The sequence below is a fragment of the Enterobacter sp. JMULE2 genome (assembly GCF_013337145.1).
GTDB lineage: Bacteria > Pseudomonadota > Gammaproteobacteria > Enterobacterales > Enterobacteriaceae > Enterobacter > Enterobacter mori.
Window position 1 is genome coordinate 424,649 of record NZ_SGWD01000016.1, and the last position, 14,762, is coordinate 439,410.

The 14,762-nt window shown below is 57.0% G+C and carries 18 protein-coding genes; 4 read left to right on the top strand and 14 right to left on the bottom strand.

Features of this window, described 5'->3' with window-relative positions:
• Window positions 1–9 precede the first annotated feature (9 nt).
• Window positions 10–417: a MarR family winged helix-turn-helix transcriptional regulator gene (locus EXW94_RS22090; RefSeq protein WP_174341013.1), complete on the top strand. Its 408-nt coding sequence runs from the start codon at window positions 10–12 to the stop codon at window positions 415–417.
• Here EXW94_RS22090 and EXW94_RS22095 read toward each other — a convergent pair.
• Window positions 414–1,301 (bottom strand): LysR family transcriptional regulator, encoded by an 888-nt coding sequence (locus tag EXW94_RS22095; protein WP_174341014.1) that lies wholly within the window; start codon window positions 1,299–1,301, stop codon window positions 414–416. The two genes, EXW94_RS22090 and EXW94_RS22095, sit on opposite strands and share 4 nt — an antisense overlap.
• Window positions 1,302–1,410: 109 nt before the next feature.
• On the opposite strand from EXW94_RS22095, the gene EXW94_RS22100 reads away from it, so the two are divergent.
• Window positions 1,411–2,619, top strand: a complete 1,209-nt coding sequence (locus EXW94_RS22100; protein ID WP_174341015.1) for an MFS transporter — start codon at window positions 1,411–1,413, stop codon at window positions 2,617–2,619.
• Window positions 2,616–2,993, top strand: a complete 378-nt coding sequence (locus tag EXW94_RS22105; RefSeq protein WP_108416381.1) for a DUF4440 domain-containing protein — start codon at window positions 2,616–2,618, stop codon at window positions 2,991–2,993. Before EXW94_RS22100 ends, EXW94_RS22105 begins: the two co-directional genes overlap by 4 nt.
• A gap of 53 nt (window positions 2,994–3,046) precedes the next feature.
• On the opposite strand, the gene rpoS is transcribed toward EXW94_RS22105, so the two are convergent.
• The 13 genes from rpoS to cysG all read right to left on the bottom strand — a co-directional run bounded on the left by rpoS (window position 3,047) and on the right by cysG (window position 14,048).
• The gene (gene rpoS / locus EXW94_RS22110; protein WP_013098493.1) at window positions 3,047–4,039 is read right to left on the bottom strand and encodes an RNA polymerase sigma factor RpoS; all 993 of its coding nucleotides are present in this window, start codon (window positions 4,037–4,039) and stop codon (window positions 3,047–3,049) included.
• Between the two features lie 59 nt (window positions 4,040–4,098).
• On the bottom strand, window positions 4,099–5,223 hold the full coding sequence (nlpD, locus tag EXW94_RS22115) for a murein hydrolase activator NlpD (RefSeq protein ID WP_010434532.1): 1,125 nt from the start codon (window positions 5,221–5,223) through the stop codon (window positions 4,099–4,101).
• Between the two features lie 116 nt (window positions 5,224–5,339).
• On the bottom strand, window positions 5,340–5,966 hold the full coding sequence (locus tag EXW94_RS22120) for a protein-L-isoaspartate(D-aspartate) O-methyltransferase (RefSeq protein WP_010434533.1): 627 nt from the start codon (window positions 5,964–5,966) through the stop codon (window positions 5,340–5,342).
• On the bottom strand, window positions 5,960–6,721 hold the full coding sequence (gene surE / locus EXW94_RS22125) for a 5'/3'-nucleotidase SurE (protein ID WP_174341016.1): 762 nt from the start codon (window positions 6,719–6,721) through the stop codon (window positions 5,960–5,962). Before surE ends, EXW94_RS22120 begins: the two co-directional genes overlap by 7 nt.
• Window positions 6,702–7,751 carry a tRNA pseudouridine(13) synthase TruD gene (gene truD / locus EXW94_RS22130; RefSeq protein WP_089601206.1) on the bottom strand — a complete coding sequence of 350 codons (1,050 nt, stop codon included), beginning with the start codon at window positions 7,749–7,751 and terminating at the stop codon, window positions 6,702–6,704. The genes surE and truD overlap by 20 nt, the downstream gene beginning before the upstream one ends.
• Complete coding sequence (gene ispF / locus EXW94_RS22135; RefSeq protein ID WP_008499607.1) at window positions 7,748–8,227, bottom strand: 2-C-methyl-D-erythritol 2,4-cyclodiphosphate synthase; 480 nt, start codon at window positions 8,225–8,227, stop codon at window positions 7,748–7,750. Before ispF ends, truD begins: the two co-directional genes overlap by 4 nt.
• Window positions 8,227–8,937, bottom strand: coding sequence for a 2-C-methyl-D-erythritol 4-phosphate cytidylyltransferase (gene ispD / locus EXW94_RS22140; protein WP_042716231.1), 711 nt, complete (start codon window positions 8,935–8,937; stop codon window positions 8,227–8,229). Before ispD ends, ispF begins: the two co-directional genes overlap by 1 nt.
• Before the next feature lie 19 nt (window positions 8,938–8,956).
• Window positions 8,957–9,268, bottom strand: a complete 312-nt coding sequence (gene ftsB / locus EXW94_RS22145; RefSeq protein ID WP_003862095.1) for a cell division protein FtsB — start codon at window positions 9,266–9,268, stop codon at window positions 8,957–8,959.
• A gap of 79 nt (window positions 9,269–9,347) precedes the next feature.
• Complete coding sequence (locus EXW94_RS22150) at window positions 9,348–9,674, bottom strand: DUF3561 family protein (RefSeq protein WP_042716229.1); 327 nt, start codon at window positions 9,672–9,674, stop codon at window positions 9,348–9,350.
• A 58-nt stretch (window positions 9,675–9,732) separates the two neighbouring features.
• The gene (cysC, locus tag EXW94_RS22155; RefSeq protein WP_174341017.1) at window positions 9,733–10,338 is read right to left on the bottom strand and encodes an adenylyl-sulfate kinase; all 606 of its coding nucleotides are present in this window, start codon (window positions 10,336–10,338) and stop codon (window positions 9,733–9,735) included.
• The gene (gene cysN / locus EXW94_RS22160) at window positions 10,338–11,762 is read right to left on the bottom strand and encodes a sulfate adenylyltransferase subunit CysN (RefSeq protein ID WP_089601201.1); all 1,425 of its coding nucleotides are present in this window, start codon (window positions 11,760–11,762) and stop codon (window positions 10,338–10,340) included. The genes cysC and cysN overlap by 1 nt, the downstream gene beginning before the upstream one ends.
• Window positions 11,763–11,771: 9 nt before the next feature.
• On the bottom strand, window positions 11,772–12,680 hold the full coding sequence (gene cysD, locus EXW94_RS22165) for a sulfate adenylyltransferase subunit CysD (RefSeq protein ID WP_010434549.1): 909 nt from the start codon (window positions 12,678–12,680) through the stop codon (window positions 11,772–11,774).
• Between the two features lie 9 nt (window positions 12,681–12,689).
• Window positions 12,690–14,048, bottom strand: coding sequence for a siroheme synthase CysG (cysG, locus tag EXW94_RS22170; protein WP_174341018.1), 1,359 nt, complete (start codon window positions 14,046–14,048; stop codon window positions 12,690–12,692).
• 236 nt (window positions 14,049–14,284) lie between these two features.
• Here cysG and EXW94_RS22175 point away from each other — a divergent pair.
• Window positions 14,285–14,762, top strand: a 478-nt coding sequence (locus EXW94_RS22175) for an aminopeptidase (RefSeq protein ID WP_174341019.1), incomplete at its 3' end; no start/stop codon positions are given.

Genomic DNA, 14,762 nt, shown 5'->3' on the forward strand with positions numbered 1-14,762 from the left:
GGAGTGTTCATGGAACTAAGACAAGAAGCGTTCCACCTGTTGCGCCAGCTTTTTCAACAACATACTGCGCAATGGCAGCATGCTTTGCCGGAGCTGACCAAGCCGCAATATGCGGTTCTGCGCTCAATTGCCGAACATCCGGGTATCGAACAGGTGGCATTGACCGAAGTGGCCGTCAGCACGAAAGCGACGCTGGCAGAGATGCTCAGCCGCATGGAGGCGCGTGGGCTGGTAAAACGCGAGCACGATCCCGCAGATAAGCGCCGCCGGTTTGTCTTCCTGACGCCAGAAGGTGAAGCCCTGCTTGCAGGCTGTAAACCGGTCGGCAATGACGTGGATGAGGCGTTTTTAGGACGCCTGAGCAAGACCGAACGCGAGCAATTTTCTGCGCTGATCAAAAAGATGATGCACGACTAATTCACCCTCGCACGCATAAAATCGATAAACTTTCGGACTTTCGCGGGCACGTGTTGGGCATCGGGATAAACCGCATAGATGCCCTGCTGTGCAAAGGTGTAGCCGGGTAATACCGACGCCAGTTGCCCGGTATCCAGCGCATTTCGCACCAGCCATTCAGGCAGTAACGCCACGCCGCTTCCGGCACGTGCGAAAGCCATCAGCGCCTGAGCACTGTCAGCATACAGACGCGGGGCTTTCGTGATTTCAAACGAGACAAGCTCTCCGCTGCTCGCTTTCACCTGCCAGCGCAGTGGAGAGGGCAAGCGCTCGTGAATGATCCAGTCGGCTTTCGCCAGCTGTTCAAGGGTTTCTACCGGATGGTTAGCCAGCCAGTCCGGCGCTGCCACCGGCAATATGGCGAAAGAGGTAATCATCGCGGCGTGGTAGCGTGAATCGGCGAGCGTTCCCAGCCGGATGGCGACGTCAAAGCGCTCAGAGATAAGGTCGGCATGCAAAGAGGACGAAACGTGGCGCACGCGAAGTTCCGGGTGCTGCTGACTAAATTCCGCCAGCAAAGGCACCACAACCTGCGAGCCGTACTCAGGCGTGGTGGTTATCCGCAATTCTCCGGCGAGTCCCGCATGACTCGCGCGGACATCGTCCTGCAGCTGTTCTGCCTCCTTCAGAAGCGCGACGCTTCGCTGATGAAAAAGCGCGCCCGCCTCGGTTAACGTCAGACGGCGGGTTGACCGCAGCAGCAGTGTAACGCCCAGCTCGTCTTCAAGCTGGCGAATGTTGAAACTCACCACGGCTTTTGTCAGGCCCATTGCCTCTGCCGCGGCGGTGAAGCTGCCCGCCTCCGCGACTGCGATAAACATTGCCGTACGCTGTAGAGTAAACATCGTTAACCTTTATCACTGTCAAAAATATTTTGACAGTATATCGCTGTTTGTCGCGTTTATCCGTAGCTTGCGGGCCGATACGATACGCCACCTCACCGGAGGATCCACCATGACGTATCGCAGCAAAGTCGCCGTTGTCTATCTGCTCGGCTTTTTCCTTGATTTGATAAATATGTTTATTGCCAGCGTCGCCTTTCCGGCCATGGCGCGCGCGTTCAACACTACACCCTCAGCACTTGCCTGGGTCAGTAACGGGTACATTGCCGGTCTGACGCTAGCGATCCCTTTCGGCAGCGCGCTGACGCGCCGCATCGGGCCAAAGCGCGTCATCCTCCTCTCTCTGGCTCTCTTTAGTGCGACCTCCGCTGCTGCGGGACTGTCTTCCTCGCTGGAAAGCCTGATTGCCTGGCGTGCACTGCAAGGGATTGGCGGTGGCTTGCTGATCCCGGTGGGACAGGCGCTGACCTGGCAACAGTTTAAGCCTCACGAACGCGCCAGACTCTCCTCGGCGGTGATGCTGGTCGCGTTGCTTGCCCCTGCCTGCTCCCCTGCTATCGGGGGACTGCTGGTGCAGACGCTAAGCTGGCGCTGGATCTTTTTTGCGACGTTGCCCGTCGCCATCGTCACCTTTGTTTTAGCCTGCGTATGGCTTAACGCTGAAATGCCGCCGAAGAAAACAGCCAGGCTGTTAAACCTCTCCTTGCTGACCGATCCACTTTTGCGTTTTTCCATGCTTGTCTACGTGTGCGTGCCCGGCATCTTTATCGGGGTAAACGTAACGGGCATATATTATCTTCAGAGCAAAGCCAGCATGACGCCCGCTGCAACGGGCATGCTTATGCTGCCATGGTCCGCGGCATCGTTTATGGCCATTATGGTAACAGGACGCTATTTTAACCGCGTCGGCCCCCGGCCTCTGGTGGTTATCGGGTGCCTTTTGCAGGCGACAGGCATTCTGCTTTTACTGAACGTCAGTTCGGCATCGCCAGCGCTGTTATCTGTCGCGGCCTTTGTGTTGATGGGGGCCGGAGGCAGTCTTTGCAGCAGCACGGCGCAGAGCAGCGCGTTTCTGACGACAGCCCAGGACGATATGCCTGACGCCAGCGCCCTGTGGAATCTTAATCGTCAGCTAAGCTTTTTTGCGGGAACCCTGCTACTGGCGCAGGCGCTGAGCATTGCGCAGGTTTATCTTGCGCCGCTCGTCGCCTGGCACGGGATGTTTATTTTTGCCGCAGGCATCACTTTAGTGCCTGTATTGTACGTTTCTCGTCTTAACACGATGCAGGTGCTCAGCCAGCTGCGACAGGAGAATTCATGACGCTTTTTGAACACGACATTATCGACCTCCACATTGCGCTTGAAAACTGGTTAGGCAAAGGTGAAGGTGAGGCTGAAACCTTGCTCACCCGCTTTCGACCGGATTTTCTGATGATACCACCGGGCGGCGCACATCTTGACTATCACGCCCTTGCCCATTTCCTTGATACCCAGCGTGGAAGCCGACCCGGCCTGAAAATCGTCATTGATGAACTCGCCACGATAGAAGCCTGGGATAACGGCGCAGTACTTCACTATCGCGAGACACAAACCCGCCCCGATATGCCGCTAAACGTGCGCTGGTCGACGGCGGTGCTGAATCAGGAAGGCGACAGAATTACGTGGCGCCTGCTGCACGAAACGGCGCAGCCGTAGCACAAAAGAAAAAGGCCCGTCTCACGACGGGCCTTTTTTTGACGAAAGGTTGCTTATTCGCGGAACAGCGCTTCGATATTCAGACCTTGCCCCTGCAGGATTTCACGCAGGCGGCGCAGACCTTCAACCTGAATCTGACGAACACGTTCGCGGGTCAGGCCAATTTCACGGCCGACGTCTTCCAGTGTCGCAGCTTCATACCCCAGTAAACCGAAACGACGTGCCAGCACTTCACGCTGTTTAGCGTTCAGTTCGAACAGCCATTTGACGATGCTCTGTTTCATGTCATCGTCCTGCGTGGTGTCTTCCGGGCCGTTGTCTTTTTCGTCGGCCAGGATGTCCAGCAGCGCTTTTTCGGAGTCGCCACCCAGCGGGGTGTCAACCGAGGTAATGCGCTCGTTGAGACGCAGCATACGGCTTACGTCATCAACCGGTTTATCAAGCTGTTCGGCAATCTCTTCCGCGCTCGGTTCGTGGTCCAGTTTATGGGACAACTCACGCGCGGTACGCAGATAGACGTTCAGCTCTTTGACGATGTGAATCGGCAGTCTAATCGTACGGGTTTGGTTCATAATTGCCCGTTCGATGGTCTGACGAATCCACCAGGTCGCGTAGGTTGAGAAGCGGAACCCGCGTTCCGGGTCAAATTTCTCAACTGCGCGGATGAGACCTAAGTTGCCCTCTTCAATCAGGTCCAGCAGAGCCAGACCACGATTGCCGTAACGGCGAGCAATTTTCACGACCAGTCGCAGGTTACTTTCAATCATGCGACGGCGCGAGGCAACATCACCACGCAAAGCACGACGTGCGAAATAGACTTCTTCTTCGGCCGTTAACAGTGGGGAGTAACCAATCTCCCCAAGGTAAAGCTGAGTCGCGTCCAGTACACGCTGTGTGGCGCCCTGCGATAACAGCTCTTCTTCAGCCAAATCGTTATCACTGGGTTCCTCTTCTACTAAGGCTTTTTCGTCAAAAGCCTCTGCTCCGTTCTCATCAAATTCCGCATCTTCATTTAAATCATGAACTTTCAGCGTATTCTGACTCATAAGGTGGCTCCTACCCGTGATCCCTGAACGAGACACCCTGGCTGGCATGCCCCGTCAAATTATCGCTGCGGCAGATACTGCAGCGGGTTTACGGATTTCCCCTTGTAACGAATTTCAAAATGCAAGCGTGTAGAACTGGTTCCGGTGCTACCCATGGTAGCGATTTTTTGCCCCGCCTTAACTTCTTGTTGTTCCCGGACCAGCATTGTGTCGTTATGGGCGTAGGCACTCAGGTAATCATCGTTATGTTTGATGATAATAAGATTACCGTAACCGCGCAGAGCGTTACCGGCATAGACAACGCGTCCGTCTGAGGTCGCGATGATAGCCTGTCCCTTACTCCCTGCGATATCGATCCCTTTATTTCCTCCCTCGGAGGAAGAGAAGTTTTCGATAACCTTGCCGTCAGTCGGCCAGCGCCATGCAGAGATAGGCGAACTGGTGGAGGTACTGCTGGCAGTCGGTTCAGTAGAGCTAACCACAGGTGCCGTAACCGGTGCTGTGACAGCAGTCGCAGTCCCTTTATTATTCGGCAACATTTTGTTAGCACTCTGATCACCTGAATCCTCAGAATACGTAATTACAGGTTGTGAAGCAACCACCGTGGTGGATTTTTGTGCAGGCATAACGCTGTTATTTTGCGCGGTCACATCCGCCGCAGAAACTGTGTTCCCCGGCGTGAGTGGCGTACCCGTCGCGTTGCCTACCTGGAGCGTTTGGCCGACTTCCAGTCCATACGGGGCCTGCACGTTATTACGCTGTGCCAGATCGCGGAAATCGTTCCCGGTGATCCAGGCAATATAGAACAGCGTGTCGCCGCGCTTCACGGTGTAGGTGCTGCCGCCGGTATAGCTCCCTTTCGGAATGTTCCCATACTTGCGGTTGTATACTATGCGGCCATTTTCCGTCTGAACAGGTTGTTCAACTGGCTGAATCTGTGTTGGCTGCGTGGTTGGACGCTGAACCGGCTGGATCTGCGGAGTTTGCTGCGCCGTGGAGGTGCCCATTTTCGGCGGAGGAGTGATCAACATTCCGCTGGACGTGTTACCCGAGCCGCTGTTCCCGCCGACGGAGCTTACAGGCGCAGGTGCGTTATTCGAACTTGTACAGCCTGCCAGCCAGAGCGAAACCAGTGATAATGCCGCAACACGGCTGATGGTGAATTTTGGGCTTCCCGCGCTCATTTATCCCCCAGGAATGTGTTAACTACCAGTGACTTAAAAATAACCGTGATGGCACGAACCTTTTGCGCCACACAATACGCTGAATTTGCCTTAATAACCCTGGATAAATCCGAGTCTCAGGCCAGCTCTCCCTTAACCAGAGGCACAAAGCGTACGGCTTCTACGGTATCGATAATAAACTCGCCGCCACGCCGACGAACACGCTTCAGAAGCTGGTGTTCATCACCCACGGGCAAGACGAGAATGCCGCCTTCATCCAGCTGCGACAAGAGTGCTGCCGGGATCTCCAGCGGTGCGGCCGTGACGATAATGGCATCAAACGGGGCGCGAGCCTGCCAACCCTGCCATCCATCACCGTGACGTGTTGAAACATTATGTAAATCAAGTTGTTTCAGGCGACGACGCGCCTGCCACTGTAAACCTTTGATGCGTTCGACGGAACAAACATGGCGAACAAGATGCGCGAGGATCGCGGTTTGATACCCCGACCCGGTGCCAATCTCCAGCACGCGGGACTCCGGGGTTAACTCCAGCAGTTCCGTCATGCGCGCCACCATGTAGGGCTGAGAAATGGTCTGGCCTTGCCCAATAGGCAGCGCCACGTTTTCCCACGCTTTGTGCTCAAACGCCTCGTCTACAAACTTCTCGCGCGGAACCTGGGCAAGCGCATCCAGCACATGCTCGTTGGTGATCCCCTGAGCGCGAAGTTGTTCCAGAAGAGTTTGTACACGTTTGCTTACCATTGCACGTTCACCCCGACCCGATCTAACCAGTCCGACACCACATCATGCGCGCTATACGCGGTTAAATCTACGTGCAGTGGCGTAACGGAAACATACCCTTCATCTACAGCAGCGAAGTCCGTATCTGGACCGGCATCGCATTTTTCGCCCGGAGGCCCAATCCAGTAGAGGGTATTGCCGCGCGGATCCTGCTGCGGAATAACCTGGTCAGCAGGATGACGGCTGAAACAGCGCGTCACGCGGATCCCCTTGATCTCATTGAGCGGGAGGTCGGGTACGTTGATATTCAGGATACGGCCCGTACGCAGGGGTTCACGCCCCAGCGCGCGAAGAATCGAACAGGTGATTGACGCCGCCGTGTCGTAATGCGTATGGCCGTTAAGCGAAACCGCCAGCGCCGGGAAGCCCAGATGACGGCCTTCCATCGCTGCCGCCACGGTACCGGAGTAGATCACGTCATCGCCGAGATTGGGTCCGGCATTGATACCTGACACCACAATGTCCGGGCGCGGGCGCATCAGCGCATTCACGCCGAGGAACACGCAGTCGGTCGGCGTGCCCATCTGTACGGCGATATCGCCATTTTCAAAGGTAAAGGTGCGAAGCGACGACTCCAGCGTCAGTGAGTTAGACGCTCCACTGCGGTTACGATCGGGAGCCACAACCTGCACATCCGCAAATTCGCGAAGGTGTTTCGCCAGGGTCTGTATACCTGGCGCGTGGATCCCGTCATCGTTACTCAGCAATATTCGCATAATCACCCGAGGTGTTGATAAGTTCCCTGACAACACTGGTGGCAAAGCTACCTGCAGGTAGCCAGAAGCGTAACTCAACGGTCACGTCATCCCACCAGTTCCAGCTTAACTGCTGCGGGTAGAGCAACATCGCGCGGCGTGCTGCTTCGACTTTTTCCCGCACCAGCAGTGATTGTAATTCTGGCGCGTCCGCGACGGCTGACTGCTCGGCAGCGAGCGCGTCGCCCTGCGTGCCCCAGTCGCCCGTACCGGGCAGCGCGGCCGTAATCATCAGCGCTTTAGCGTCCACACGAGACTGGACATCGGCCATTTCATCGGCCGTTGCCACAAACCAGCTTCCGCGTCCCGCTAATTGTAGCGCATCGCCGACAACAACTTGATTAGCGTCCGATTTTTTCAGACGTTCGCTCACAATCTGATTAAACAACGCACTGCGGGCCGCAGACAACCAAAAACTGCGTTTATTCCTGTCGCGTACCGGTGCATCGCTTTGCGCCCAGCGCAGTGCGCCCTGCAGGTTGCTGCCACCGATACCAAAACGCTGTGCGCCAAAGTAGTTCGGTACGCCGCGTTCGTTTATCGCCTGAAGGCGTTTTTCAACGTCTTCGCGGTCAGTCACTTCACGCAGCACCAGCGTAAAGGCGTTGCCCTTCAACGCGCCCAAGCGCAGTTTGCGCTTGTGACGGGCGTACTCCAGCACCTTACAGCCTTCAAGCTCAAACTGGCTTAAATCCGGCATCGTATTGCCCGGCACGCGCGCGCAGATCCACTGTTCAGTGACCGCATGTTTATCTTTCTGTCCGGCAAAGCTCACTTCGCGGGCATGAATTTTCAGGAATTTTGCCAGCGCGTCGGCCACAAACCGTGTGTTGCAGCCGTTTTTCAGAATGCGCACCAGAATGTGCTCGCCTTCGCCATCCGGCTCAAAGCCCAGATCTTCCACCACGAGGAAATCTTCCGGGCTGGCTTTCAGCACCCCGTTCCCCTGCGGTTTACCGTGCAGGTATGTCAGGTTGTCAAAGTCTGTCATTTGCTCGCCTTCACCAGAAGCGCCACGGCTTCACAGGCAATACCTTCACCACGGCCCGTGAAGCCCAGCTTCTCGGTGGTGGTCGCTTTGACGTTGACGTCGTCCATATGGCAGCCCAGATCTTCCGCGATAAACACACGCATCTGCGGAATGTGAGGCAGCATTTTAGGTGCCTGAGCGATGATGGTCACATCGACGTTACCCAGAGTGTAGCCTTTCGCCTGAATGCGGCGCCACGCTTCGCGCAGCAGTTCGCGGCTGTCTGCCCCTTTAAATGCCGGGTCGGTGTCCGGGAACAGCTTGCCGATATCCCCCAGCGCGGCAGCGCCCAGCAGCGCGTCGGTTAGCGCATGCAGCGCCACGTCGCCATCAGAATGCGCCAGCAGTCCTTTTTCGTAAGGAATACGCACGCCGCCAATGATAATTGGGCCTTCTCCGCCAAAGGCGTGTACATCAAAACCGTGTCCAATTCGCATTATGCCTTCTCCTGATGGGTCGAACGGGTAAGATAAAATTCCGCGAGCTGCAAATCTTCCGGGCGCGTCACTTTTATATTATCAGCGCGCCCTTCAACAAGCTCAGGGTGAAAACCGCAATACTCCAGCGCCGAGGCTTCGTCCGTAATGGTCGCACCGTCTTTAAGCGCGCGCGTCAGGCAGTCGTGGAGCAGTTCGCGGGGGAAAAATTGTGGCGTCAGCGCATGCCATAAATCAACGCGCTCAACGGTATGGGCGATAGCCTGTTTGCCCGGCTCGGCGCGTTTCATGGTGTCACGCACGGGGGCAGCCAGAATCCCGCCGACCTTGCTTGTTTCGCTCAGGGCCAGCAGACGCGCAAGATCGTCCTGATGCAGACACGGACGCGCCGCGTCATGTACCAGTACCCACGAGGCGTTTCCGGCAGCCTGAATGCCCGCCAGCACGGAATCGGCGCGCTCGGCGCCACCGTCAACGACGGTAATCTGTGGGTGGTTTGCCAGCGGGAGCTGCGCGAAGCGCGCATCGCCTGGGCTGATGGCGATGACCACGTGCGTCACCCTCGGGTGCGCCAGCAGCGCCGCCACGGCGTGCTCAAGGATCGTTTTATCGCCAATTGAAAGGTACTGCTTGGGACATTCTGTCTGCATGCGCCGGCCAAAACCTGCGGCCGGCACCACGGCACAGACGTCCGAAAAAGTTGCTGCCATGTCGTAATCCTGGGCCTGATTATCGATTGTTTTGTGCTGAGCCCTGATTGCGTTTAGACGCATCCGGAACCAGACGATAAAAAGTTTCGCCCGGCTTAGTCATACTGAGTTCATTGCGTGCGCGTTCCTCAATCGCCTCTTGCCCGCCATTGAGGTCATCAATTTCAGCAAAGAGTTGATCGTTTCGCGCCTTGAGTTTGGCGTTTGTTGCCTGCTGAGCCGCGACGTCATCGCTTACCCGGCTATAGTCGTGCAGTCCGTTCTTACCGAACCACAACGAATATTGCAGCCAGACCAGCAAAGCCAGCAACAGCAGCGTTAGTTTACCCATCCTGCCCCCTGAAAAAACGGCATCATCATCCCATAACTTTCCGTTCGACTCTACTCCGGGGTTTTAATTATGTCGCAAGTTAGCCCATCAGCCATAAAAACAGCAGGCCAAACATCACCACAACGGTCACAATCGTGATAACCGTACTATACAGGAGTCGGCCATTGAAGAGGGAGTGCAGCGCAATACCCACCACGACCGCCACGGGCATCAGCGCCAGGAAGAAAGGCCAGGTATAGAGGAAGAAGAACAGCGTGTTACCGCCATAAATGAGAAACGGGATGCCCAGCGCCAGTAACCACGAGATAAAGCCGACAATGGCCCCGGGGAAGGACCAGGTTGTCTCGTCGTCGGTCGTTAACGGCTCCGACCCGGTGGTGATAATGTAGTTTTCACTGTTGCGCATAGCTGATCCTGTGACCATGACTCATCGTTCGGGAAGACAGCTCCCGAACGATACCGTCTCAGGATCTGATAATATCGTCCCGTCTGAGCAGGTCTAATAATTGGCTTACTAAATTTGTTACCAATTGTTGACCTTCCAGGTGAATCTCTGGCGATTCAGGCGCTTCGTAGACTGCGTCAATGCCGGTGAAGTTACGCAGTTCTCCGGCACGGGCTTTTTTGTACAGCCCTTTCGGGTCGCGCGCTTCGCAAATCTCCAGCGGCGTATCGACAAATACCTCGATAAAGCGATCCTGACCCACGCGTTCGCGCACCATCTGGCGCTCGGCGCGGTGCGGTGAGATAAATGCGGTCAGCACCACCAGCCCGGCATCCGCCATCAGGCTGGCGACTTCGCCCACCCGGCGGATGTTCTCTTTGCGGTCATCGTCGCTAAACCCCAAATCGCTGCACAGGCCGTGGCGCACGTTGTCGCCGTCCAGCAGGTACGTGCTTACGCCCTGCTGATGCAACGCCTCTTCCAGCGCGCCCGCCACCGTCGATTTACCCGAGCCGGACAGCCCGGTAAACCACAGTACAACGCCACGGTGCCTGTGGAGCTGTTCGCGCTGGGCGACGGTGACCGGATGAGGATGCCAGACGACGTTCTCATCATGGGCGGCCATTACTTGCCTCCCAGCAGATCGCGTGCGCCCCAGTGCGGGAAGTGCTTGCGCACCAGCGCGTTCAGTTCCAGCTCGAAGGCGCTGAATTCAGACGCCACGGCAGCCTGTTCTTTAGGCTCGCGCACCATACCGGCCCCGACGGTCACGTTGGTCAGCCTGTCGATAAAGATCAGCCCGCCCGTAACCGGATTCTGCTGATACGGGTCCAGCACCAGCGGTTCGTCAAAGGTCAGATCGACCAGACCAATGCCGTTCAGCGGCAGCTCGGTGACGTCACGATGGGTCAGGTTGTTGATATCCACCTGGAACTGAATACCGTCCACGCGGGCGCGGGTTTTCTTACCGGCAATTTTAATGTCATAGCTTTGGCCTGCGGTCAGCGGCTGTTCGGCCATCCACACCACATCCACGGACGCGCCCTGCACTGCCGCCAGCGTTTCGTGGGCATCCACCAGCAGATCGCCCCGGCTGATATCAATTTCGTCTTTCAGCACCAGCGTTACCGCTTCACCGGCGCCCGCTTCCTGCAGGTCACCGTCGAAGGTGACGATGCGGGCGATGGTGGATTCCACGCCGGATGGCAGCACCTTAACGCGCTGGCCGACCTTCACGAAGCCTGACGCGAGGGTGCCGGAGAAGCCGCGGAAATCGAGGTTCGGACGGTTCACGTACTGCACCGGGAAGCGCATCGGCTGGGTGTCGACCACGCGCTGAATTTCAACGGTTTCCAGCACTTCCAGCAGCGTCGGGCCGCTGTACCACGGCATGTTCGCGCTCTGGGAGGCGACGTTATCCCCTTCCAGCGCCGAGAGCGGTACAAAGCGAATATCCAGGTTGCCCGGCAGCTGTTCGGCAAAGGTCAGGTAGCTCTGGCGGATCTCCTCGAACTTCTCTTCGCTGAAGTTCACCAGATCCATCTTGTTGACCGCCACCACAAGGTGTTTGATCCCCAGCAGCGTCGAGATAAAGCTGTGACGACGGGTCTGATCCAGCACGCCTTTACGCGCGTCCATCAGCAGGATCGCCAGGTCGCAGGTGGAGGCGCCGGTCGCCATGTTACGGGTGTACTGCTCGTGCCCCGGGGTGTCGGCAATAATAAATTTGCGCTTCTCGGTGGAGAAGTAGCGGTAGGCCACGTCAATGGTGATGCCCTGCTCGCGCTCCGCCTGCAGGCCGTCCACCAGCAGGGCCAGGTCGAGTTTTTCACCCTGGGTGCCGTGACGCTTGCTGTCGTTATGCAGGGAAGAGAGCTGATCTTCGTAAATCTGGCGCGTATCGTGCAGCAGGCGGCCAATCAGGGTACTTTTCCCGTCATCCACGCTGCCGCAGGTCAGAAAACGCAGCAGGCTTTTATGTTGTTGCGCGTGCAGATACGCTTCCACGCCGCCTTCGTTGGCAATTTGTTGAGCAATAGTGGTATTCATGGCGGCTCCTTAGAAATAACCCTGACGTTTCTTCAGCTCCATGGAGCCTGCCTGGTCGCGGTCAATCACGCGCCCCTGTCGCTCGCTGGTGGTGGACACCAGCATCTCTTCGATGATCTCCGGCAGCGTCTGCGCGCTGGATTCCACCGCGCCGGTCAGCGGCCAGCAGCCGAGGGTACGGAAACGCACCATCTGTTGTTTGATTACCTCACCCGGCTGCAGGTCGATGCGATCGTCGTCGATCATCATCAGCATGCCGTCGCGCTCCAGCACCGGGCGCTCGGCGGCCAGATACAGCGGAACGATTTCGATGTTTTCCAGGTAGATGTACTGCCAGATATCCAGCTCGGTCCAGTTGGAGAGCGGGAAGACGCGAATGCTTTCGCCTTTGTTGATCTGACCGTTATAGTTGTGCCACAGCTCCGGGCGCTGGTTTTTTGGGTCCCAGCGGTGGAAGCGGTCGCGGAAAGAGTAGATACGCTCTTTGGCGCGGGATTTCTCTTCGTCGCGGCGCGCGCCGCCGAAGGCCGCGTCAAAACCGTATTTATTCAGCGCCTGCTTCAGCCCTTCGGTTTTCATGATGTCGGTATGTTTGGCGCTCCCGTGCACGAACGGGTTAATGCCCATCGCCACCCCTTCCGGGTTTTTATGCACCAGCAGCTCGCAGCCGTAGGCTTTCGCGGTACGGTCGCGGAACTCGTACATTTCGCGGAATTTCCAGCCGGTATCCACGTGCAGCAGCGGGAACGGCAGCGTGCCCGGATAAAACGCTTTACGCGCCAGATGCAGCATGACGCTGGAATCTTTACCGATGGAGTACATCATCACCGGGTTAGAAAACTCGGCGGCCACTTCGCGGATAATATGGATACTCTCCGCTTCAAGCTGCCGCAGGTGTGTAAGACGTTTTTGGTCCATAACCGTTCCTTAAGCCAAATTTACGACAGAAGAACCAAAGCCTTCTGTATCGGTTGTGTTCTGAAACCAGGCGAGCGTGCTGTGCAACTGCACCACTTCCCCCACCACGATCAGGGCGGGCATCGGGGCGTCTTTCGCCAGGGTTGCAAGATGTTCCAGGGTGCCCGTCGCAACGTGCTGATCGACGCGCGTGCCGCGAGAGATCACGGCAACGGGCGTCGTCGCCTCGCGACCGTGCTGAATAAGTTGTTCGCTGATGTCTGCCGCTTTCATCGTGCCCATGTAGATCGCCAGCGTCTGGCGGCTCTGGGCGAGATGCGACCAGTCAAACGGCGTGCTGTCGGCCTTGTAGTGTCCGGTCACAAAGGTCACGCTCTGGGCGTAATCGCGATGGGTTAGCGGGATACCGGCGTAGGCCGTCACCGCAGAGGCCGCCGTGATGCCGGGCACCACCTGGAACGGTACGCCCGCTTCGGCTGCCGCCTGCAGCTCTTCGCCGCCGCGACCGAAAATAAACGGATCGCCCCCTTTCAGGCGCACCACGGTTTTACCCGCTTTGGCGGCGTCAACCAGCATCTGGTTAGTGTCGTGCTGCGGCACCGAATGCTCGCCAGCCCGTTTGCCGACGCAGATTTGCTCCGCGTCGCGACGGATCAGCTCGCGCACGCCGTCGGTGACCAGATGGTCGTAGAACACCACGTCCGCGTCCTGCAGCACCTGCAGGCCACGCAGCGTCAGCAGACCGGCATCACCAGGCCCAGCCCCCACAAGAATGATCTCCCCGCTCGTGCTGCCGGGGTTATCCAGTTCGTCCTCGAGGATTTTCTGCGCCGCCGTCTCATTACCGGTATGCATCAGGCTGGCAAAGCGGCCGCGAAACACGCGCTCCCAGAAGCGACGGCGTTCCGTCACGCTGGTCAGGCGGTTTTTCAGGTGGTCACGCCAGAAGCTGGCTTTTTCCGCCATGCGCCCGAGGCTGGTCGGCAGCAGCGCTTCGATTTTTTCCCGCAACACGCGCGCCAGCACCGGCGCGGTGCCGCCGGAGGAGATCGCCACCAGCAGCGGCGAGCGGTCAACAATCGACGGGAAGATAAACGAGCACAAAGGCTGGTCGTCCACCACGTTCACCAGGCGGTAACGGGCTTGCGCCGCGTCAGAAATTCGACGGTTGAGTTCACGATTTTCGGTGGCCGCGATCACCAGCACCACACTGTCGATTTGCGACTCCTCGAAATCCGCCTCTTCGACTACCCGTACCTGCGCGCCTGCCCGTTGCAGGAACGCGATTTTGCGATCGGCAATGTCACCCGTACCAACAACCAGCACCGGTCTCTCTTTAATTGCGGCAAATAAGGGCAGATAGTCCACAGGCAACAACTCACTAACAACAGGAATAGTGGGACTATAGGGGGCGACTTAGACCGAATGAAATTACGAATTGGAATGAGTAGTTACTCAATGGAATAACGCCCTGGAAAAGCAAATATCAAAAAGTGCTTAACACGCGAAATTTCGGGCATTTAAGAGCAATTCAAATTGTGTATGCACGATCACAGTTTCATACTAAGCGGGTTAAAAATTTGCTCTGTTTTTAAGGACTCACTATGTTTTCCGCAACGCGCCACCGTATTGCTGCCCTGGCGCTCGGCGTTTGCTTCATCCTTCCGGTTCAGGCAAAAAACCAACCTTATGGTGAAATCGCCAATATGCAGGCGCGGCATATTGCCACGGTCTTCCCTGGACGCATGACCGGCACACCGGCCGAGATGCTCTCCGCAGACTATATTCGTCAGCAGTTTGCCGATATGGGCTACCAGAGCGATATCCGCTCGTTTCACAGCCGCTATATCTATACCTCACGTAATAAAACAAAAAACTGGCACAACGTGACGGGCAGTACGGTCATTGCCGCACACGAAGGGAAAGCGGCTGAGCAGATCATTATCATGGCGCATCTCGATACCTTCGCCCCGATGAGCGACGCCGACACCGACAATAACCTCGGCGGTTTGACGTTGCAGGGGTTGGATGACAACGCGGCGGGTCTGGGCGTCATGCTTGAACTGGCCGAGCGAATGAAAA